This window comes from Chroococcidiopsis sp. CCALA 051, from assembly GCF_003015105.1.
In the GTDB taxonomy this organism is placed as follows: domain Bacteria; phylum Cyanobacteriota; class Cyanobacteriia; order Cyanobacteriales; family Chroococcidiopsidaceae; genus Chroococcidiopsis; species Chroococcidiopsis thermalis.
The window spans coordinates 1-22,448 of record NZ_PYCI01000117.1 but is presented as its reverse complement, the minus strand read 5'-3'; the positions used below and the strand labels follow the sequence as shown (position 1 = coordinate 22,448).

The following is a 22,448-nucleotide window of genomic DNA, read 5'->3' as shown; positions in this document are numbered from 1 at the left end:
CCCTTGTCTTCCTTGTCCCCCTTGTCTTCCTTCCCCTAGTCTCATCAAACTTTGAGCAAAATCAATTTGGGCATAGACTGTTTTACTACTGGGGGGGATGGTAGCAAGCAGAGATTGAATTTCGGGAATGAGCGATTGGGCAGTAGAATCTTGCGTGTCTACTAATAAGCTGAATTGGTTAAGTCGAGCTTGCAGTTTTGCGATCGGCGCGATCGCAGTAGTAGCAGCCTGTTGATAGTAGGCTAAGGCAGTTGGATTGTCTCTTTGCGATCGCGCTGTATTGCCGAGGCTAAATAAACTAGCCGCAATATCTGACTGTGAGTTGAGTTTTTGTGCTAAGACTAAACTCCGTTGCAATACTTGTTGGGACTGCGGCAAATCGCCTATCGATCGCAGTAGGTTCCCCATTTGGCGAAGTCCGGCAGCTTTCAGCGAAGAATCTGGAATAGCACTGAGGCTGCGATCGGCAGAGGTTAATGTTTCTAAAGCCCGACGATACAGTCCCAAGGCTTGCAGCGCTTGACTCTGATTCAGTAAACTACGGATGACTCCAGGGCGATCGCCTGCTTGTTCGTACACCGTAGCAGCTTGTTGCCACGTACTGAAAGCTGTGTCTGCTTGTCCCAATCCCAATTGCAAGCTGGCTTGAGTATTTAAGGTTTGAGCGAGAACTAGAAGAACGCGGGACTCGGGACTCGGGAGTCGGGAGTGGCTAGTGGCTAGTGGCTGGTAGCTAGAATTTCTTCCTTGTCCCCCTTGTCTCCTTGTCTCATTTGCAAGGTATCCCAATAGATCGAAACTAACAGCGATCGCCTGTTCTGCCTGCTGCCACTGTCCGAGTTGCTGATAGGCTAAAGATAAATTGCTGGAGGCGATCGCGAGATTGAGCTTATCTCCTTTGGCTCTATAGTTTTGCGCTGCTTGTTGCCAGATTTTTACTGCTTGGGCAAATTGTCCGGCTGTATAGAGTTCTCTGCCTTGTTGCAATAATTGTGCATCATCACCGCTGCTCTGTGTTGGTTGCACAGCGATCTCTGGAGCGGATGGAGCTGCGATCGCCGTTCCAGGGAGGAAAATTAACAATACTGCGAGGTAAGTTTTTGAGATTGACATTGTTATTACCTCTCACCTCTTACCTCTTGCCTCTTGCCTTAAAACAAACTGTAATTGACCGAAAAATATACGCCGTTTTCTTGCCAGGTGCGATCGCGGTCTTCAATATCGACTAAGGGAATACCCCAATCTAGACGAGCAGTTACGGTGTCTGCTAGTTGAAAGCGCAATCCCAAGCCTACCGATACTAAGGTATCTTCGTCTTCAGGCGGAGTCAAATCATCCACCGATCGCCCAGCTTCGTTCCAAATCGTTCCAAAATCGACGAAGGGCGTGACTTGTAGTGTCAATTGCCGTTCGGGAACGCGATAAACTGGAATGCGCAGTTCTGCCGAAGCAAATAAACCACCATCTGATAGCAGTGCATCTTGACGGTAGCCTCTGACGCTTTCGAGTCCACCTACGCCAAATTGTTCTAAAGGTACGAGCGGATCGTCAGCAATTTGGATATTTGTACGGAGTAGGAATAAAGTATCGGGAGCCAGCAACCGTACCCATTGCGCTTGTCCTTGCCAGGAGAAGAAGCGGCTGTCTGGAGCATCGCTGTTAATCGTAGCGTCAAATGCTCCCACACCTAAATTAAATTGCGATCGCGCTGCAATCACTTCTCGCGTGTTGCGTTGCGTCCATTCCTGAAAGAATTGAACGGCTGAGATGCGAGTATCTCCATCCTCATCTGCGCCTGGTGAGAGTAAAGAGGAAGGATAGTCAAACTCTTCTAAAACATCGGAAGATATTTCACTTTCACGCCGCGCTGCTGTTAAACCGAGGGCAAATTCACGATTAGGAGATTGTAATAAAGGTTGACGGTAGCTTAATTCAAAATAACGAGAATTTCCATCGATTTCGAGGTCGTCGAATGGAGGTTCGATCACGTTGCTGTCGGCGAATCCAACATTCAAGCTAACCGTGCCGTTTTTAGCATTTACGGGGATTGTATAACTGCTATCTACACTATTGCTACCGTCGGTATTGCTATATGCAAAACTCAACCCATCGCCAAATCCAAGTAAATTAGCTTGATTCAATTGCACCCGTCGCCGGAAGCTACCAACACTAGGCGATCGCCCGTTATCCAATACAATTTGCGTATCAAAAGTATCTGCTTCTTTCACAGTGACATCTAGCACGCTCGTACCTGCACGAGTCCCTGCTGAAAGTTCGGCTGAAAGGTTTTGAATTAAGGGATTGAGTTGCAGTAGTTGCAAAGCCTCTAACAGGCGTTGTTGGTTCAGGGGTGTGGCTTGCGGAATGCGATCGCGAATGTAACTAGGTCTTAATCGCCGCGTTCCCTGTATGTTAACTGCTTCTAATCCCCCTTCGACGACTTGAATTTTCACTACGCCGTCTTGGATAGCTTGGGGTGGAATTAAAGCCCCAGAGGTAATATATCCTTTATCTATATATAGTTGCGTAACAGCAGTACGGGCTTGAAACAGTTCGGCAAAAGACAGCGATCGATTTGTGAAGGGAGCTAAAACTTTCTCGAAATCTTGGGGGCTAAATACCGTACTGCCAGTCACCTCAAACCTTTTAACTGTTAGTTTTTCTGGAATTTTTCCCGGTATAGGTGCGGGTGTGGGAGGTGCATCAGGTGGCTGTAATAAATCTTCTGGTGGTGGTAAGGGAGCGGGTGTCGGGAGTTCTGGAGGCGCGGGTTCGGAGCGCGGAATTACATCTTGGGGACGCGGTGGCGGTGCAGGGAGACGGGGAGTTTGAGCGATTGGGAGTTGTGCTTGTAAGTTTGTCCGTGCAGCGACCGCCGGATCGGGGCTAGCATTAATACTAGGAGTCAGTAAACAAAAACTAATGCTTATACAACCAATCCCTCCCGTTATTTGTATGAGGAGGGATGCAAAACTATTGTAAAATTTGCGTTCCATTACAGCTATTCGGTCTAAACCAAGGAATATTAAGCGTATCGGTAATAACAGAAGCAGTCAGTATGACCTCACCATTAGAACCTACCACCCACCCTGTAGCTTCCACAAGTGGGGTAGGATTAACTTTATTGGAAATTTCTGCGGGAGTCGAAATTGCTTTTGACTTTTGACTTCTAACTTTTGACTTTTCTGCAATGCCCAAATCTGCCAAGATGGACTCGCTTCTAGTTGTTTCGGCAGGAGTTGGAGGTAAGCCACCTCGTCCAGCGATCGCGAAGCTGCTTTCTCCTGATGCTACGCTACCTACAGAACACCCTTGAGCCACCAAACCGCTGACATCGACGACATCTGCTGGTAAGATAACTAACTCAGCGCTGGGGTCTACATCTGGTCTTCTAATTTCTACTATTCCATTAATACCGCGATCGGATGTGGCATCGATCGTACTATCGGGAGACACAAAGAGTCCTTGGGTTGTAATGCTGATATTACCACCGCGACCATCGACAGCTTTAGCTGTAATTTTGCTTCTTTCTGCTAGTACTAGATTGTCTGTATCAACATTTATATTGCCACCATCGCCTGCACCTTCCGCACTAGTAGAAATTTCACCATTGTTGCGTAAGGTGAGTAAGTCCAGGTTTTGTAAGTTTATATTTCCACCGTCACTGCTGAATTTACTGGTAGCAGTAAGTTTGCCACCATCTTCTACACGGATGGAATTAGCTGTAACTTCCAAGTTGCCTGCATTACCCGTACCGAAACTGCTGACACTTATTTCCGCCTCATTCCCAATCGTCAAACTTTTTGTATTAATTCTCAGATTTCCAGCAGTTGCACCACCTTGAGCGATCGCAGTTAAGGTACTCGGAGAACCATTTTTTGTAGTCCCCGTCAGCTCTACAGATTCAGATGCGTTGATAGTGAGGTTTCCTCCTTTGCCTGTTGCTGGTACGAACTGGTTGAGAGTTAGATCGAAGACAATTCCCTCTGATGCTGTGGATATTTTTGCTCCATCTCTGATAATTAGTTTTGAAGTATTAATTGTTAAGTCCCCTGCATTTCCAGCAGCAGCAGTTGCACTAGATAAACTACTAAATGCCTCAAAATTATCAATAGATAAAGGAAAACTACCAATTATTTGTACTGATTCTGATGCGTTAACAGTTAATTTTCCTCCAGCACCTGTAGCAAAAGTAGAAGTAAAAACTTGCGCCCCTTCTTTCACGGTTAAATTTTTAGTATTGAAAGTAATACTTCCGCCATTTCCTGCTCCAAAAGTTAAAGTAGATATTACGGTATTCACGCCCGCCAATTCTATATTATCTGAGGCGTTTATAGTCAAATTTCCCGGTTGGATTTCTTGTCTATTTATAGAGGTCAATCCATAATTGTTAATTTGAATTACCTTACCTTGAAGGTGAAGATCGCCATTACTTTCACCACTGACATCTAAATAAGGTATGTTTGCAAAGCTATTTAACTCAATATTTTGAAAATTTTGTACCTGCTCGTATCCCAACTTCCAGCCTTTTTCTGTGGGCTTGAGATTCACTAAACTATTATCGAAAACACTGCCTAGTTCAATTCGTCCCTCTGCTGCTGTCATATTTCCACCCTCTTGTAAAATACTACCTCCTACAAGTGCTAATGTTTTACCTGTCACTACTTGTAAACCAGCAGGAAAGCCAAAGTAATTTACTGCTCCGTTGAGAGACGCTTGAGAGCGGTTAACGATCGCGCCAGAATTGGAGCCAAATTGCAAGCCGATCGGCGTATTAACTGTTAGTAAGGGCGGAGTTTGAGAATGATTTGCATCGAACTGAGTGCCATCGGCAAAAATAATGCTACGCGCTGTACTAGCGAGAAATGAACCACCAATATTGAGCGAGGCATTAGTGCCAAAAATAATTCCATTTGGATTGATTAACAATAAGTTGGCGCTACCGTTAGCGGCGATCGCGCCATCTATATTAGAAGCAGTAGAGCCAGTCACGCGGGTGATAATATTTTCAATATTTACATCGTTATTGAAGCGCACTTCACCATTTGCTGGGATAGAAAACTGCTCGAAGCTGTGAAATAGATTTTTGCCCCGCGCTGCTCCACCTTCAATTTGAGAAGTTAGAGGAGTAGTTTGGTTAACTGATGAGCTTTCAGCACCTAATGTATTGTCGGGAACAACCTGAGCTGAAATCCGATCTTCAGTAGCGATCGCTCCACTAACGGCTACACAGCACGCCAGCCGTAGCCGCCAACCCCAACTACTCCTACTTTGAGCCATTTTTAAATTTACTCAGACATCGACATACTTAAGAGCATATCTGAGTATGTCAGACAGGCAACAATATGACTTAGAAAACCCCTCTTGTTGCAGGAATACTTCTAAACCTACCTGTGGCTGTATCATCCAATCCACTTACCAGGAGGTGGCGCACAAGCTTGGTTTGGGGGGCAAGGGCAAAACCAAGCAGTGGTTCGGAATACACTATCTGGTGAGGGATCTGGCAACACGCTGGCATTTGGACGGCAATCGCGATCGGATGGTGTTTTCTCAAAAAAATTGAATTCTATGGAAATATTTTTAGTGTCTAACACGCCATATTTTTGGAATATCTTATTTAGTGAGGACAATATATCTTCCTGATTGAGAAGTGCCATTATTTCTTGTTGAATAGCATCGTTGTCCATTGTGCTTCTCCTAGAAAACTCTATTTTGTCAGCGATCGGTTGACAGCGATCGCCCACAGCTAAATTTCAATACAGAAGAAATAAGTTGAGTTCCCGAAATCTGTCAATAATAGTACTTTTGTGCTAAATCGAGGGATTTTTGAAATAGTTATGCTGTACAAGCGATCTGATGCTTTCAGGCGGGAAGCAAGAAGCTGAAGCTTGGCAATTATAAATCGCCGCTATAAAGGCTTAACCAATCTGCCATGAGTCTGCGCTAACAGACTTTATTAATGTAGCTACGGATTACATTCGCCCTTTCTCATAGCGATTTTCGATTGGGTAAAACACACGATCTGTAGGGGCGCTTTCTCTGTGCGCCCCTACAAATGTCACGCACGCAATCGAGAATTGCTATCAGACTAGAGTTTCCTGTTTCCTGAAAATAGTTGGCACTTCCATGCACATCTGGGCAAGTCGGACTTAGTATTGACAAAAGGAACCTAGAATCCACACGCTCAGCCCATGCAAACTCTGGAAAAGACAGAACCCAAACTCGCCCAACTTAAAACCCTCCTGACAGAGATTAACGACATTGAATCGGCTGCATCCCTCCTCTATTGGGATCAAGCAACGTATATGCCTCCCGAAGGCGCAGCAGCAAGGGGAAGGCAATTAGCCACGCTAGCGCAGATTGCCCACACGAAATTTACCGACCCGCAAATCGGACAACTATTAGAAGATTTACGCCCCTACGAACAAAGCTTAGCCTACGATTCAGATGAAGCAAGCCTGATCCGCATCACGCGCCACGACTACGAACGTGCGGTCAATATTCCCCCTGCTTTTACAGCTAAGTTTTCGCAACATACGGCTGAGTGTTATGAAGTTTGGGCAAAGGCAAGGGCTACAAATGATTTTGCTACAGTTGCGCCTTATTTAGAAAAGACATTAGAACTGAGTCGCGATCGCGCTAACTTTTTTCCTGGGTACGAGCATATTGCCGATCCATTGATTGCAGATGCAGATTATGGCATGACAGTCAAGAGCGTGCGATCGCTATTTACTCAACTGCGTCAGGAACTCGTCCCCATTGTCGCAGCAATTGCTGCTCAACCCGTAGCCGACGCATCTTGCTTGCACCAGCATTTCCCTGAAGCCGAACAACTAGATTTCAGCTTCAAAGTTATCGAACAACTCGGTTACGATTTTCAAAGGGGACGACAGGACAAAACCCTACACCCCTTCATGATTAAATTCTCTACAGGGGATGTCCGCATCACCACCCGCGTGCGCGAAAATGACTTGAACGAAGGGCTGTTCAGCACGGTTCACGAAACCGGACACGCACTCTACGAACAGGGAGTGAGTCGGGCATACGAAGCTACGCCACTAGCGGGAGGAACTTCAGCGGGAGTGCATGAAAGTCAATCGCGGTTGTGGGAAAATATGGTGGGCAGAAGTCGTCCTTTTTGGAAATGCTTTTATCCCCAGTTGCAGGAAACCTTTCCCCAACAGTTAGGAAAAGTTGACTTAGAAACATTTTACCGAGCGATTAATAAAGTCGAGCGATCGCTCATTCGCACCGATGCCGACGAAGTCACCTATAATCTCCATGTCTTGATTCGTTTCGACCTGGAATTGCAGCTATTAGAAGGTAAATTAGCAGTTCGCGACCTTCCTGACGCTTGGAACGAACGTTACAAATCCGATCTTGGCATTACCCCACCCAACGATAGTATTGGTGTTTTACAGGATGTCCACTGGTACGGTGGTGCGATTGGCGGTGCGTTCCAAGGATATACCCTCGGTAACTTAATGAGCGCTCAATTCTTTGCTACTGCAACGCAAGCACATCCAGAAATTCCTCAACAAATCGCCTCTGGTAACTTTACCACCTTGCACGACTGGCTGAAACAAAACCTCTACCAACACGGTCGCAAGTATACGGCGGCGGAATTAATCCAACGGGTGACTGGTAGTCCCCTGCAAATCGAACCCTTTATCAGCTACATCAAACAGAAATTTGGCGAATTGTATGGAATTTAGGGAGTAGTGTCTGGTGACTAGTGACTAGTGACTGGATTCAAGATTCTGGTTCCACTAGCCACTAGCAACTCACCAACTACCACTCACCAACTACCAATTACCAACTACAACATTCTTGGGGAATTTATCATGTCCGAACTGCTGCAAACTGTTCTCGATAGTGAAGAAAGAAGCGATCTGCGCCAGTTTTTTAGCGAGATTCGTCATCAAGATAAGAAGTATTTGTTGAGAAACGACATTCTGATGTCGTATGTGGAGTACTGCAATAAGTACCAAAAGTCGGCTGAATTTTATAGCGGTTCTCATCTGGGTAAGCTCATTTACTATACCCAAGAAATCATTCTAGAAAATGGTAATCTTTGTTTAATTATCCGCCAAAAAATTGCCAGTCAAGAATTCTATCGAATCACAGAAGATTTGATGGTAGAAGTGCTGACGATACAGGAATTGCTTGATGTTCGCGATCGCTTTGTCAACCGCTACCATCCAAATGAAGGGGATATTCTCGAACTCGATTTTGGACCTTTTTACGACTACACTCCCACCATTCGCGACCCGAAAAATATTGGTAAGGGGGTACAGTATCTCAACCGCTATCTTTCCAGCAAATTGTTTCAAGACCCCAGACAATGGTTGGAAAGTATGTTTAACTTTCTCCAGGTACATCAATATGATGGAATTCAACTGCTAATTAACGGCAGAATTAAGTCCCATCAACAATTATCCGATCAAATCAAAAGAGCGATCGCATTTGTGGGCGATCGCGCCAGTGAAGAACCCTACGAAAATTTCAAATTTGACTTACAAATGATGGGGTTTGAACCTGGCTGGGGAAACACGGCGGGGCGGGTACAGGACACTTTAAGTATTCTCGATGAATTGATCGATTCTCCCGATCCGCAAACCCTGGAAGCTTTTATTTCTCGGATTCCGATGATCTTTAAGATCGCCCTTGTTTCGTCCCACGGCTGGTTCGGACAAGAGGGAGTTTTGGGACGACCCGATACAGGGGGTCAGGTGGTATACATCCTCGACCAGGTAAAAAGTTTAGAAAAACAGTTGCAGGAAGATACGACCCTGGCGGGTTTGGACGGGATGAATGTGAAGCCGAAAGTTGTCATTCTCACCCGCTTAATTCCTAATAGCGATGGAACTCTTTGCAATCAAAGATTAGAGAAAGTTTATGGAACGGAAAATGCTTGGATCTTGCGCGTCCCGTTGCGAGAATTCAATCCTAAACTGACACAAAACTGGATCTCGCGGTTTGAGTTATGGCCCTACCTAGAAACTTTCGCGATCGATGCTGAGAAGGAATTACTAGCAGAATTGCATGGAAAACCCGATCTAATTATCGGTAACTATTCTGACGGTAATTTAGTCGCATTCTTACTATCGCGGCGGATGAAGATTACTCAGTGTAATATTGCCCACGCGCTAGAAAAGTCCAAGTATTTGTTTAGCAACCTGTACTGGCAAGATTTAGAAGATAAATATCACTTCTCGCTACAATTCACCGCCGATCTGATTGCCATGAATGCGGCTAATTTTGTCATTAGCAGCACCTACCAAGAAATTGTCGGGACTCGCGATAGTGTAGGGCAGTATGAATCGTACAAGTCTTTCACAATGCCGGATTTATATCATGTTGTCAGCGGAGTCGAACTATTCAGCCCTAAATTTAACGTGGTTCCGCCTGGTGTGAATGAAAGTTACTACTTCCCGTATTCACGGATGGAAGACCGCGTGCCAAGCGATCGCGAACGGGTAGAAGACCTATTATTTACCTTGGACGATCCCGTTCAAGCTTATGGCAAACTCGACGACCCCAGCAAGCGTCCGATTTTCTCGGTAGCCAGGTTAGACCGGATCAAAAACTTAACTGGTTTAGCTGAGTGTTTTGGGAAAAGCGAAGCGTTGCAAGAACATTGCAATTTAATCTTAATTGCTGGAAAATTGCGCGTTGAAGAATCGGAAGACAACGAAGAAAAGGATGAAATTGTCAAGCTTTATAGCATCATCGACCAGTACAATTTGCATGGCAAGATTCGCTGGTTAGGGGTACGCTTGCCTAAATCTGCTTCTGGGGAAGTTTATCGAGTTATTGCAGACCGTCACGGTATTTTCGTGCAGCCAGCGTTATTTGAAGCTTTCGGCTTAACCGTATTAGAGGCGATGATTTCTGGTTTACCGACTTTTGCCACTCAGTTCGGGGGACCGCTAGAAATCATTCAAGATAAGGTAAATGGTTTCTACATCAACCCAACGCATCTAGAGGAAACAGCCGATAAAATTTTGGAATTTGTGACGAAATGCGAACAAAATCCTAATTATTGGTATGAAATTTCCACGCGGGGGATTGACCGAGTTTACAGCACTTATACTTGGAAAATTCATACTACGCGCCTGCTATCTCTGGCACGAATTTACGGTTTCTGGAATTTTATTTCCAAAGAAAATCGCGAAGACTTGTTGCGTTATCTTGAGGCTTTATTCTATTTAATTTACCGACCAAGGGCGCAACAATTGTTAGAACAACACATGCATCGTTAAGTTATCGGGTGCGTTAACAACGCACCCTACCTTACTACTGCCAAACAAAAACTTTGGCTTCGTAAGGACCAATATCCAGCAGCATATCTTCCCCAGATTCGAGGTCGTAATTCCCCGTCCATTCGTGCCATTTTCCAGCAGCAGGGAAGTTATCGACGCGATACCCAGCTAAGAAGTTTTCTGAGAAATTAGCGATTACAACTACGCGAGAACCTTCATCGTTCCAACGAGTGTAAGCTACGACTTTAGCTTCTGGATTTTCGTGGAAGAAATCGATATTTTCCGTGTAAAGCGCGTGGTTGTGCTTGCGGAGGTTAATTAAGCCTTTGTAGTATTCAAATAAGTTGCGATTGAGATCGTTGCCCAGCAGTCCCCACTCGATTTTGGCAGATTCAGTTGTTTTCGGCTTATATTCGCCAAACTCCTCACCCATCCAAACTAAAGGAACGCCAACAGCTGTCATTAATAAGGCAACTCCCAATCTAATTCTCCTGAAGGCTTCTTCGTCAAAGATTTGGCGATCGCCTAACTCTACCATCAAATGGTTGTGGTCGTGGTTGGTCAAATAATTCACCACGTTAGTTGCACCCATGAAGCCTTGACGCTTGCAGTCAATGACATCTTTAAGTCTTTCTAAGTCGAAGGTGTCACCGCAAATGTGCGCCAAAACATCGTGGTAAAAACTATCGTGCCAGCAGCCGTCCATCGGTCCATCTACATTAGTGATGGATGTTGTTTCGGGAATGTGTTCGGCAACAGTATAAAATGGCTTCATGCTGGCTTTTTGCTTGGCTTCATTCACTATCCAATGCATGAAGTCATAGTTGGCAATTTGTCTTGCAGCGTCAAAGCGAATGCCATCAATATGAAATTCTTCCACCCAAAATCGCACGTTGTCGCCAATAAATTTCCGTGCTGGATATGTTTCTAAATTTTCATCGTAAAATTCGTAATTAAACTCTGGTCCCCAGTTATTATCGGGGTCGCGGGGTTCGTGATGATACCAATAATCGTGGTCGATTTGAGTTAGCGGACTTTCTGCTTCTGAGTGGTTGTAAATCCCGTCCATGATAACGCGAATGCCTTTTGCATGGCATTCATCGATCAGTTTTTTCAATCCCTCTGTAGAACCGTAGCTGGATTCTGTGGCGAAAAAGTGACGGGGATTGTAACCCCAGCTATGATCTCCCGGGTATTCTTTAACTGGCATCAATTCGATTGCGTTAACACCAAGTTCGCACAGATAATCTAACTTTTCAACAACGTGTTTGTATTTACCGCGTGCGTGAGGGTCGTCTTCACCACCAGAAAAATCGCCAACGTGCATTTCATATATTACCAACTCGCGATCGCTCGGTAATGGCTTGTCATCGTGTTGCCATACATAAGTATCCAGAATCCGCTGTCCATCTTTTACCCGCACTACTGCATTCTGCGTTGGGTTATCGATATCTGTAGCATAAGGATCGATAACATCTACCCATTGGTCGGGTTCAAAGAACCAAGATTTAGACTGGACGCGAAACTTATATTGATATACGCCATCTTCTAATTCAACTTTTGTCCGAAAGTACCCGTCTTTACCTTTTTCCATCGCTATCTCTTCCCAATTGGAAAAGCAGCCAATTAGCTTCGCACCTTTGTTATATGGAGCAAATAAACTAAATTCTATTGGGCTTGCCATGATTTTTTTAATACAGTGACGAACAACCGTATTGTCTTACGCGCAAACAGAGTTTGAAAATCATTCACGGGATAGAAGATAAGTTAATCTACCTTCCTCCCCAAGATATACGAGCGAACGATTCTTTTCAGGCAAGTCCCAAAAATTGATGAATTAACTGAGTGTTCGATCGCATCTCTATCAATTTTATTAAAAATCTCAATCCTATCTCCATCAACTGTACTTCTTCAGATATATGCCTATAGCTAGAGTTTGAAGTGGAGCGCGATCGCGCTTCAAAATATTTGTTAAGATATGTGTAGCTGATAATACAGACGTACATTTTGTTTAACTTTAAATTTTCATTATTTAGATAGAACTGTGTTTTGTCTTGCGGCAGAGGGTGAGTAAACTGTAACAAAGTTAACCTAAAAATTAGGAAAGGAAATAGTTGGAGCTTTCCCTTTCTAAACCAAATTATTCTCAGCCAAATTATGGCGCTTGTACTGAATTAAAATTTCAGATGATGCAGCTAGAATAGACCTGATTTTTTCTAAAAACCCTATGCAGCTAGAATCCCTAAATAAAAGTTACAAAAGTAACAATATACCTGCGATCGAATTTCCCTTAGTCTTTTCTAGCTTTAGAAATGGATTGTGGCTGTTTGGAATTCCTTCCTGGTTATTTGGTATTGTCGATCGCAGTTTTGCCGCTTTTACTGATGGATATGTCTCTTCTATAGAGCTGGTACACTTATTTACAGCTTCTTTTTTCTTACTAGGCTGGATTTATCTCAAACCTGAAGAAAGCTCAAATATTGGTGGAATTGGTGCAGTCAGAAGTTATGCAATTGAGGCACGAAACTCTATAGATGAGCATAGCTTACACGCGACTACAGCTAGAATGTCAGAGCTGCAAGAGCAACATGTCATTCGTCAAGAATATATCTTACCCTTTCATTACATTTGCCAAATTTACCATCTTTTAAATCTCAAACACTTAGAGACAATCCACCATTTCAGTCTTAACAACCTTAAAGTGATTGGAGTCAGTCAAATTCAGCCGACACAAAGCGGGGGAATGGTAAGATTTCAAACTGTGTTAGATTCACCTGCTAACGTGTTACGAATTTGGCGACAACCAATAGTCGAAGTAGGATTAACCTTACATACTCCGTATACGGTAGAGTTGAGTATTCCGGTTTATAACCAGCGATACATTACAGTTTTGTTCAATGTCATTCCCGTTGGTGCTAACGAGCATAAGCTCATTATCGATATCTACAGCAATCTCAAATGGCCCCGACCATTATTGCAAGTCGTGTTGCATTTTGCCGCTTGTTTGACTTTGTTTGAAGATTTACCTTATTTGCAAAGAATCGCTCAGAAAAAAGTACATCATCTCGTCAATCTCAAAGGAATCTCCGAAAGAGATACTATGTGGTTGTATCGAAGATTTGTGAAATTACATGGTGCGCGTCAAGTACTAAGCTTACCTGAAGCAAAGGCTTAAGTACTTGTCTTAATAAATCTCTTTCCAAGCTGCTACAGTACTCTTCCCGATTTCGCTATCTACAATTTCCCCACTTTTCGTCACTAAACGAATGTTAATGTTTTGATTGGGGGAGTTTTTTAAAGCAGTAGCTAAATCTGGTTTGACCTGAAATCTGCTGTTATCTCCCTCTAATTGAAAAACGCGATCGCCGACTTTGATATATAGATTGGCAATTCCCAAAGCTGCGTTTGCGGTTAAACAGTCTCTACTGATACGATGGTCAAACCAGCCATGACTAAAATTGCAATCGCGATCGCTGTAAGCCAATAAAAAGCGTACCGAATTATTCCGCCAGAGGCTAACAACTTGTACTCTGGCGTTGGTATTCAAAATACGTCGATAAAAGAAGTTTTTATCGAAAATACCCACATACTCTCCCTCAAACGGATCGATAATTCTTACAGGTTGCGACCACGGCACGTCAATCCCTGGATCTAAAGCTGCCGATCGCACGATCGGGAGTTCTTGGGAAATCGCAGATGGAATAGAGATATATACTGTAGCGATCGCTAAAGACGCAAAACATAATTTGACTGCTTGACGCTTCAGCGAATGTCTAAAAACACAAGTTAGGCTGATAGAAGACATAGAGTAATACCAGAAAGTAAGCTATTTTCACTCTAGTACTTTCATTGTAGTCTTCTCCTCCTTTATCAAGCCGATCCATTGCCACCGATATCAACCTAGTACCAGTCGTCAGTTTTTTTAGTAGAGTGGGCAATGTCCATCTTACGCTTGAGTTTCACTCAAAAACTATAATTTTTAAGCTATCTCAACTCGTAAAATTCGACCAGATTTTTTATATAAAGGTACTAAGATTGGAGTTAGGTATTTCAACCACCACGGTTGCAAACGGTGGGGATATTTGGCAAATTCAGTTAAATAATAAATTTCCTCTTTAACTCTAATTCCTACATTCCAAGTTTCTAGTTCTTGAGAATTGTCAATTCCCCAGCTAAATTGAGCGTTAGTTTTAGATACTGTATCGTGAGCTTGAGTATTCTTTGCTCGTTTAGAACTCAGCACGTCAAAAAGCATCTCGACTGGAGAAAACTGCTGGTGAATCTGCTGAAATAAGGTTCGTACTTCTGATGCTGTCAGATACATACTAACCCCTTCCATAATCATTAATACAGGTCGATCTTCTGCTCGATTAATTTTAGAAATCCATGCAGCATCTAAAAGCGAACTCGAAATTAACTGATAGCGATCGCTCGGCGTTACTAACTTGCGTTTTAGTTCGATGACTTCAGGGAAATCCACCTCATACCACTGCACCTCACCGTTATCGATGCGAAAAAATCGCGTGCAAAGTCCCGCACCTAAATTCACAACAATAGCTGTAGGATGAGTTTGCAGAAAATTTGAAACAGCGCGATCGTAAACTCTGGCACGAATAACACAACCTAGTTGAGATGCCCATCCTTGACTATATTTCTCAAAGTCATAGTCTAACTTTTCGGCAATTTCTACTGCTTTTTCATCCTTGAGGATAGCATCTTGGCGTAAAGTTTCTACAGAACGAGCGTATAGAGTAATTGTCAGCGTTTCAGCCACACCCGTGAGTTTAGCAGTCGATTCTTTTACTTGACTCATAGTCTTTTAGATGCTGAAAAATTGGCTAGAGTTTTGGCGATCGCGAGTTTCAATCTATTCAAATTTATGCGAACATTGACGGCAAGCATGACATGGCTGAGTTCTGGGTTCAAAGTCGCGACAGGCAATTGCTGCTTCCGTACAGGCATTTATTGGGTTTACCGTGCATTTGAGCCGATAGTCGTTGGTGAAAAAGGCACACCCAGAACAGGGAATTTGATGTAGTGTTTTGATGCGATCGCTGGCTTTTTCAATGGAAAGGATGGCGCTAACGCAAGCGCCAATTGTCATTGCCCAAGCACAGCAAGCAAGAAAAATTGTCATTAACATTTGATTCCTATAGTTGGTTGCATGTCATGAGAAAGTTGCATTTCAAGATAATTTTGGCAGTGAAACCTAGATGTAATGAGACGAAGGCAAACGAATTTTGCGTGTCAGCCGAGAATCTGGCTCACCGCACTTTTGGAACAGGCAAATTTTTTTGGAACACTCAAATTTTATTGATAATTACTTTCAATAAACTATTTGTATATAAAACTTAATATTTGCTGTCTGAACTCATACTGAAACCATGTTACTCAAACTAGACTACAGAAATTCATCTGTAGTCCCCCTGTTTAAGGGGGGTTGGGGGGATCTTCTCTGCCGTAGTCAAATGTAAATCAGTGCGTGATACTTGTAGGGGCGCACAGCCGTGCGCCCCTACAGATCGTGTTTTACCCAATTGAAAATTGCTATCAGTCGCACGTGCCAAACCTCCGTCAATAAAACAAATCAGGCGCTACAGCTAACTGCGCGCCCATACAGATTTATTACACTCAAACGAGAATTACTTACTCCGGTCGGTGGATAATTGTTTCCATCACCCGGCGCTTTGTTCTTGGCTCAATTCCGAATATTCGCAAATACTCATTTTGATATTCAGACAAATTGACTTCGAGCGCAGTAATTGCTTCTGATTCACCTACAATACTTTGACCGCAACTCTTCCAAGAATTAGTCCGAAATCGGCGTTTATCTACATGTTCGATACCAATGTGGTAGCCTTGCGCTATTAAATTTCGTACTTGCTCCAAAGTTTGTAAGCCAATTTGAGTTGATATTACCTCATTGTGACGATTATTATGAACTGGAAGCTCGTAAGATTCAACTGAGTTTACTACTCCACTACTAGCTTGGGGCAATTGAATACTTTCATTGACAAATCGATTCCCAGATTGCCAAACAGGAAGAGGCGTTTGTGTAGGTGAATAATTTTTTACTGGATTCTTTGCGGATTCTGCACCATTACCAAAGGGCGAAGTGACAGTTTCTGGCTGCGATGATTTCGGTTTTTCTGGTGGCGCTGGAGGAGTATATTCTCTAAAATACCTGTTTCCATCTAAAGCTCGATTATACTCTTTGACTAGCTGAGAACTCTGTACTTGTTGCTGCTCTTTCACCATCAAATTACCCATGTCAATCAAACGGGATAGATTGAATTTGGGCTTGCTAAATTCTGGTGGTCGATCGGCACTATTTACAACTCTTCTCGATACCTGCTCTATACCAATTTTGAAGATAAAGTCGCGAATTTGCTCGTCGTAAATTCTAGAACGCAGCGCGCTAAAGAAATCAACTGACTGGTTGGAGAAAGTATCGACTAACTGCTCTATTTCCCGTGATGAGAGCCCGTCGTCTGAATAAATTCCAGCGACGATACCGACTTTATCACTGCGATCGGGTTGCCAGTAAAATTTTTCCATTCTACCGTCTCGAATTAATGGCGCGTATAAAGTGGAAAAATCATTACCTGTCACAATAATTGGGACGCGATGTAAAGGTGTTTCGTCGTAACTACCAGGTAATTGTACGTTAGTTGGATTATCCGCAATATTCATCAACGTGGCGTTTACCAACTGAGTATTCACCGTATACTGAGTGCCTTCATCAAATCGTCCTGCGCCTGCATCGAGATCGTTAATCATGATGGCGCACATTTTACCCCGCACGCGGATCAATTCTGCTGTCTCTCGATAGCGCAGACGCAGCAAACGCGAAGGATCTCCAGCATCGGGGCTTTCCAATTCACCACCAGAAATATGAGTAATTTCTATCCCCATCTTCTCGAATACTAAATCGCACTGAAAAGATTTTCCCTCGCCTTTACGTCCGTGGACGCCTAAAATCAACGGTACGCGAATACCAGGAATATTTAAATAATTCTTGGTGATAAATACAGCGATTTTTTCGAGAAAACGAGGTGCAATGTAGTAATTCATGAATCTATCAGATAGGTCGAGCCGCTTAAACTTATCTTAAGTTTTTTTTGGTTGTTGCGATCGCTTTTTCTCGATCTACTTAATATTGCTGTTGTGCTACTTTTCTCACAGCATCTATGTCTAATTGCAGTTGCTCGGCAATCTGTTCTACTGTTAATCCTGCTTTCAGTAACAAGGGTACTGCTGCTAGTTTACCTTCCTCTCTACCTTGCTCTCTACCTTGCTCTCTACCTTGCTCCAGCCCTTCTGCTAAAGCTTCCTGGTAGACTTTGGTTTGTTTTAGTTCGTTTAATCCCAACATCGCTTCTATCTCCTCTCTGCTCAAGTCTGGAAATTTGTAAACGAATACAGTTTCTACTAATTCTATAAATTTTCTCTGATTTCCGGCATCGGTTAATTCACGTCTAATTCTTCCTACCAACCGCCTACCCCGTTCCGAAGCAACCTCTTGTCTTAAACCAATGAGCTGCAATAAACTTAGTCCCAAAGATAGATTTTCAGTTTCGCCTAATTCATCTAAGTAGATGCGCTGGAATTGGGAACTAGATGCAAATACCCGATACTGTCTAGGTAAACCTGGATCTAAACTACGTCTGGTAAAAACTAAAATGGCTTGCCAATCATTAACTGGTTGGTAGTCGTGTAAATACAGAAAAATTTGGCTAAAAAAACTGGAATAAAGAACTTTTTTGCTGTCTTTATAACCTTGAACTTCGACAAAGACAATAGGTAAGTCAGTAGCATAAATTGGCGGTACTAAAATACCATCTATCCGAAAGCTGGTTTGTTTGACTTCTTGGGAGGCAAAGCTGTAGGTAATATTTCTAGCAGACAAATTACCTATAAGTTCAAAAACGATACTTGGATCGGTTTGGAAAATTTCGTAGAATAGACTATCTGTTTGCACGGGCGATGCCAAAAGCGGTTTGCGAAGCAACCACCGCACTAAAAAATCCACAAAAGGAGAGGTAGAATCTACCCCTCCTTTCAAAACACTTTAACTATTTCTAGTTTTTAGTAGTATCTACCACCACTGCTGTTGGGTTTGTGAACCAAGAAGCTGAGGATTTGACACTGCTTGACGTTATCGAAACCAACGATCCGAATGTAGCAGTTGGAATACTGAGAACGGCACGCTTGAACTTCATTCAATACTTCTTGAGTGCTTCCAGCTCCAAACAAAGGCAGCTTCCACATTGTCCAATAACACTCTGTTGGTTCAGAGCTTTCGTTGAACTCAATTGCTGGAATGTATCCTTGACTCAGAATGTACTGAACTTGACGACTAATTTGAGCGTCAGTTAGAGGAGGCAAATAAGATAGAGTTTCGTAGCGCCGATCTTTTGGTAGCGTTTGCATGGATTATCTCTGTGGGTTGCTGAAAAATTGATGATTGTCATTTGTCATTTGTCGTTTGTTGTAGAAACAACTAGTAACCAATAACTAATGACGATTTAAGGACTATCCAGATTGGTTTCTGAGGTAGTTTGCGGCTCAGAATCAAGGCTAGGATTTGTTTCTAGTTGCGTAATCCGCTCTAGATGCTGCTTGCGGTGTTGCATGTTGGCTTGCTGAATCCCAGCACGTACCATCTCAGGTAAGAAATCAGCCACTTCCTCCGCTAAATGTTCTCTGACAGTCATGATTCGCAATGCTAAATCAGGCTTTTCTCGAAACAAATTTTCTATGTACGCTTCGCCGTCTTGTATTCTGTCAGTCGCAGAAAAGCGATGCAGCCACAGTGCCAGAGGAGGGTTAGTTTCACCAATTTGCGCCAACACCGTTCTTACTGCCTGATAAGTTAGGTAGCTTTGCAGCGTCTTGGCTGTGTCCTTCGCAATTCGCTTTATATCCATGCTTGACCCCAGCCTTTGTAGAGTTATGAGGTATGAGTCGTGAGTTTTGAGTATTCTAACTCACTCACCACTACGAAGCTAATGGGGCGCGAGGACACCTCGCCGCCCGCTACTTCACCACTCACTACTCGCCACTGATTAGAGGGTATCAACTGCCTTGAACTCGAACTTGATTTCCTTCCACAGTTCGCAAGCAACAGCCAACTCAGGCGACCACTTAGCAGCTTCGCGAATTACATCGTTACCTTCGCGTGCCAAGTCACGTCCTTCGTTACGAGCTTGAACGCAAGCTTCTAGAGCTACGCGGTTAGCAGTTGCGCCAGGAGCGTTACCCCAAGGGTGACCGAGCGTCCCACCACCGAACTGCAAGCAGGAGTCATCACCAAAGATTTCTACTAGCGCTGGCATGTGCCAAATGTGGATACCACCAGAGGCTACAGGCATTACACCAGGCATGGAAGCCCAATCTTGAGTGAAGAAAATACCGCGAGAACGGTCTTCTTCAATGTAGTTTTCGCGCATCAGGTCAACGAAGCCCATCGTGATCCCGCGTTCGCCTTCTAGCTTACCGACTACTGTTCCAGAGTGCAGGTGGTCGCCACCAGACATCCGCAAGCACTTAGCCAAGACGCGGAAGTGAATACCGTGATTTCTCTGACGGTCGATTACAGCGTGCATAGCGCGGTGGATGTGGAGTAACAAACCATTATCGCGGCAATACTTCGCCAAAGTGGTGTTAGCAGTGAAACCACCAGTTAGGTAGTCGTGCATGATAATTGGCGTACCGAGTTCTTTAGCAAACTCAGCCCGCTTCATCATTTCTTCGCAGGTAGGCGCTGTAACGTTAAGGTAATGACCCTTGACTTCACCTGTCTCTGCTTGTGCCTTGCCAATTGCTTCTTGAACGAATAGGAAGCGATCGCGCCAACGCATGAAAGGCTGAGAGTTGATATTTTCGTCGTCTTTGGTGAAGTCTAGACCACCGCGCAAGCACTCGTATACAGCCCGACCGTAGTTTTTCGCCGATAGACCGAGTTTGGGCTTAATCGTACAACCCAACAATGGACGACCGTACTTGTTTAGTTTGTCGCGCTCAACTTGAATCCCGTGGGGAGGTCCTTGGAATGTCTTCAGGTAGGCGACAGGAATTCTCATGTCTTCCAGACGCAGCGCTTTGAGGGCTTTGAAACCAAATACGTTACCTACAATCGAGGTCAACATATTAGTGACGGAGCCTTCCTCAAACAAGTCGAGAGGATAAGCCACAAAGCAGAAGAACTGGTTATCTTCACCTGGTACTGGCTCGATGTAATAACAACGACCTTTGTAGCGGTCTAGGTCGGTTAACAAATCCGTCCATACAGTCGTCCACGTACCAGTGGAGGATTCAGCAGCTACAGCCGCGCCAGCCTCTTCTGGAGGGACTCCAGGCTGAGGCGAGACACGGAAACAAGCCAGAACGTCTGTATCTTTGGGAGTGTAATCGGGGGTGTAATAAGTCAGTCGGTAATCTTTAACCCCTGCCTGGTAGCCCGATTTGGTCTGGGTTCTCGTTTGCGCGTAAGACATATTTTTCTTCCAAGAGTCAGTCTCTTCCACTCGCTAGTTAGTAAGTCTGTTCCTTGCCAACCAACGCGGTTTTTAACAATATATCAAGAATTGAATTAGTTAAAATTTAAATGTACTGTACACATTTATAAAAATTTATTATTAAACTTGTATTTTATTAAATTTTGTTACAAATACTGCTGAATGTATCTGAATCAGTTACCAGTTATCAGTTATCAGTTATGAGAGGGCGCAGGGAGTAGAGAGCAGGGAGCAGGGAAAAACTTACCTCTTGCCTCTAACCAATTACCCATTACCCATTACCCATTACCACTCTCTTATGCCAATCACTACCCAGCAATTAATTCAATGGAAGCAACAAGGACAGACAATTGTTGCTCTAACTGCGTGGGATTACACTACGGGGCGATTGTTAGATGCTGCGGGAGTGGATTTAATTTTGGTAGGTGACTCTTTAGCAGTCATGCTGGGCTACGAGACTACTATACCTCTGACATTAGAAGAAATGTTACATCACGCTAAGGCAGTTCGCCGAGGCGTGAAAAGAGCGTTGTTAGTATTCGATTTGCCGTTTCTGACTTATCAGGAAAGCTTTCAGCAGGCTATGCATTCAGCGGGAAGGGCGTTGAAAGAAGCAGGGGCGCAGGCGGTGAAAATCGAAGGCGGACATCCGGCAATTATAGAAACTGTTTCGCGGTTGGTACAGGCGGGGATTCCAGTCATGGGACATATCGGTTTGACACCCCAATCGATCCATCAGTTGGGATTAAAGCAACAAGGTAAAACAACTACGGCGGGAGAGAAACTGATTGCTGAGGCGATCGCTCTCGAAGCAGCAGGAGCCTTTAGTATTGTCTTAGAACACATTCCATCAGACTTAGCGGCTCAGATTAGCCAAAAATTGACGATTCCTACTATAGGTATTGGTGCTGGTTCTAAGTGTGACGGGCAAGTATTAGTCACTGCCGATGTGTTGGGTTTGTCTGAACGGCAACCGCCCTTTGCCAAGGTGTATGTAAACTTAAGTGAAGCGATCGCTCGGGCAGTGCAAGATTATGCTGCTGAGGTGAGAGAGCATAAATTTCCATAGGAATTCTTTCTATCGATCTTATGGAAACTAGTTATGACCGTGATTTTGCAATGTCTCTACCCGATACTCCACGTTGGGTAGAAACTCGTTCGCTGTTAGTTTCCCGTGAAGGCAAAATTTTTGGCGTGGATGAAACAGCAGGAAAACTTAGTTTTATTGTTTGCAGTTCGACTAAAAAATTAATTTGTATAGTCGGCTCTCCTAATCAAAAAGCAGTAGAACAAGCTGTGACTTATGTAGGGGAAGGAAGTGAAATTATCGCCGCACTGGAAAGTAGTAACTATATCACTCAAATTTTACCAAACTGGCGATCGCAAATAGCATGGCTGCATACACTCACCGATCCTCGCAAGTTACCTAAAGTTCCTCCAGGGAAGGTACGTTTACTTTCCACAGATGAAATTGGCAATTTAAAGCATTTACCAACTGACTTACAAACAGAATTAGCGATCGCCTCTGATTCTTGCTCAATTGCCGCTACCATAGCTGATGATGTCCCAGTCTCGTTTTGCTACGCCGTGGAAACCGAAACTTTGTGGGACATATCGATTGCCACATTAGCAGCGCATAGAAATCTGTCTCTTATACACATCT

Annotated in this window: 18 protein-coding genes; 5 read left to right on the top strand and 13 right to left on the bottom strand. The window is 43.8% G+C overall.

Annotated elements, in window-relative coordinates; genetic code table 11:
* The 4 genes from C7Y66_RS23140 to C7Y66_RS23125 all read right to left on the bottom strand — a co-directional run.
* Positions 1-1,113: tetratricopeptide repeat protein (locus tag C7Y66_RS23140; protein ID WP_146149858.1), on the bottom strand; the 1,113-nt coding region annotated here is incomplete at its 3' end.
* A 38-nt stretch (positions 1,114-1,151) separates the two neighbouring features.
* A complete protein-coding gene (locus tag C7Y66_RS23135) occupies positions 1,152-2,996 on the bottom strand; it encodes a ShlB/FhaC/HecB family hemolysin secretion/activation protein (protein WP_106547404.1) in 1,845 nt (614 codons plus the stop codon).
* Entirely contained in the window at positions 2,974-5,280 is a 2,307-nt protein-coding gene (locus C7Y66_RS23130; protein WP_106547403.1) for a filamentous hemagglutinin N-terminal domain-containing protein, read from the bottom strand. The genes C7Y66_RS23135 and C7Y66_RS23130 overlap by 23 nt, the downstream gene beginning before the upstream one ends.
* Positions 5,281-5,402: 122 nt before the next feature.
* Positions 5,403-5,687, bottom strand: coding sequence for a hypothetical protein (locus C7Y66_RS23125; protein WP_106547402.1), 285 nt, complete (start codon positions 5,685-5,687; stop codon positions 5,403-5,405).
* Between the two features lie 504 nt (positions 5,688-6,191).
* On the opposite strand from C7Y66_RS23125, the gene C7Y66_RS23120 reads away from it, so the two are divergent.
* Positions 6,192-7,715 carry a carboxypeptidase M32 gene (locus C7Y66_RS23120; protein ID WP_106547401.1) on the top strand — a complete coding sequence of 508 codons (1,524 nt, stop codon included), beginning with the start codon at positions 6,192-6,194 and terminating at the stop codon, positions 7,713-7,715.
* 129 nt (positions 7,716-7,844) lie between these two features.
* Positions 7,845-10,265, top strand: coding sequence for a sucrose synthase (locus C7Y66_RS23115; RefSeq protein WP_015157228.1), 2,421 nt, complete (start codon positions 7,845-7,847; stop codon positions 10,263-10,265).
* A 34-nt stretch (positions 10,266-10,299) separates the two neighbouring features.
* Here C7Y66_RS23115 and C7Y66_RS23110 read toward each other — a convergent pair whose 3' ends face one another.
* Entirely contained in the window at positions 10,300-11,949 is a 1,650-nt protein-coding gene (locus C7Y66_RS23110; protein ID WP_015157227.1) for an alpha-amylase family glycosyl hydrolase, read from the bottom strand.
* A 543-nt stretch (positions 11,950-12,492) separates the two neighbouring features.
* Here C7Y66_RS23110 and C7Y66_RS23105 point away from each other — a divergent pair.
* Positions 12,493-13,440, top strand: a complete 948-nt coding sequence (locus tag C7Y66_RS23105) for a hypothetical protein (protein WP_106547400.1) — start codon at positions 12,493-12,495, stop codon at positions 13,438-13,440.
* A gap of 9 nt (positions 13,441-13,449) precedes the next feature.
* On the opposite strand, the gene C7Y66_RS23100 is transcribed toward C7Y66_RS23105, so the two are convergent.
* The 8 genes from C7Y66_RS23100 to C7Y66_RS23065 all read right to left on the bottom strand — a co-directional run bounded on the left by C7Y66_RS23100 (position 13,450) and on the right by C7Y66_RS23065 (position 20,764).
* Positions 13,450-14,070: a hypothetical protein gene (locus tag C7Y66_RS23100; RefSeq protein WP_106547399.1), complete on the bottom strand. Its 621-nt coding sequence runs from the start codon at positions 14,068-14,070 to the stop codon at positions 13,450-13,452.
* A 174-nt stretch (positions 14,071-14,244) separates the two neighbouring features.
* Entirely contained in the window at positions 14,245-15,078 is an 834-nt protein-coding gene (locus tag C7Y66_RS23095; RefSeq protein WP_106547398.1) for a class I SAM-dependent methyltransferase, read from the bottom strand.
* 54 nt (positions 15,079-15,132) lie between these two features.
* Positions 15,133-15,408 (bottom strand): hypothetical protein, encoded by a 276-nt coding sequence (locus C7Y66_RS23090; RefSeq protein ID WP_106547397.1) that lies wholly within the window; start codon positions 15,406-15,408, stop codon positions 15,133-15,135.
* A 503-nt stretch (positions 15,409-15,911) separates the two neighbouring features.
* Positions 15,912-17,339 (bottom strand): ribulose bisphosphate carboxylase small subunit, encoded by a 1,428-nt coding sequence (locus C7Y66_RS23085; RefSeq protein ID WP_106547396.1) that lies wholly within the window; start codon positions 17,337-17,339, stop codon positions 15,912-15,914.
* A gap of 79 nt (positions 17,340-17,418) precedes the next feature.
* Positions 17,419-18,297 carry an Rpn family recombination-promoting nuclease/putative transposase gene (locus tag C7Y66_RS23080; protein ID WP_233222809.1) on the bottom strand — a complete coding sequence of 293 codons (879 nt, stop codon included), beginning with the start codon at positions 18,295-18,297 and terminating at the stop codon, positions 17,419-17,421.
* Between the two features lie 56 nt (positions 18,298-18,353).
* Positions 18,354-18,698 (bottom strand): ribulose bisphosphate carboxylase small subunit, encoded by a 345-nt coding sequence (locus C7Y66_RS23075; protein WP_015157220.1) that lies wholly within the window; start codon positions 18,696-18,698, stop codon positions 18,354-18,356.
* Positions 18,699-18,793: 95 nt separating this feature from the next.
* Positions 18,794-19,195, bottom strand: coding sequence for a chaperonin family protein RbcX (locus C7Y66_RS23070; protein ID WP_015157219.1), 402 nt, complete (start codon positions 19,193-19,195; stop codon positions 18,794-18,796).
* Positions 19,196-19,333: 138 nt separating this feature from the next.
* A complete protein-coding gene (locus C7Y66_RS23065) occupies positions 19,334-20,764 on the bottom strand; it encodes a form I ribulose bisphosphate carboxylase large subunit (RefSeq protein WP_015157218.1) in 1,431 nt (476 codons plus the stop codon).
* 319 nt (positions 20,765-21,083) lie between these two features.
* Here C7Y66_RS23065 and panB point away from each other — a divergent pair, with 319 nt between their 5' ends.
* Together panB and C7Y66_RS23055 are read left to right on the top strand one after the other, a co-directional pair.
* Positions 21,084-21,854, top strand: coding sequence for a 3-methyl-2-oxobutanoate hydroxymethyltransferase (gene panB, locus C7Y66_RS23060; RefSeq protein ID WP_106547394.1), 771 nt, complete (start codon positions 21,084-21,086; stop codon positions 21,852-21,854).
* Positions 21,855-21,874: 20 nt separating this feature from the next.
* On the top strand, positions 21,875-22,448 hold a 574-nt coding region (locus C7Y66_RS23055), incomplete at its 3' end, for a hypothetical protein (protein WP_146149857.1).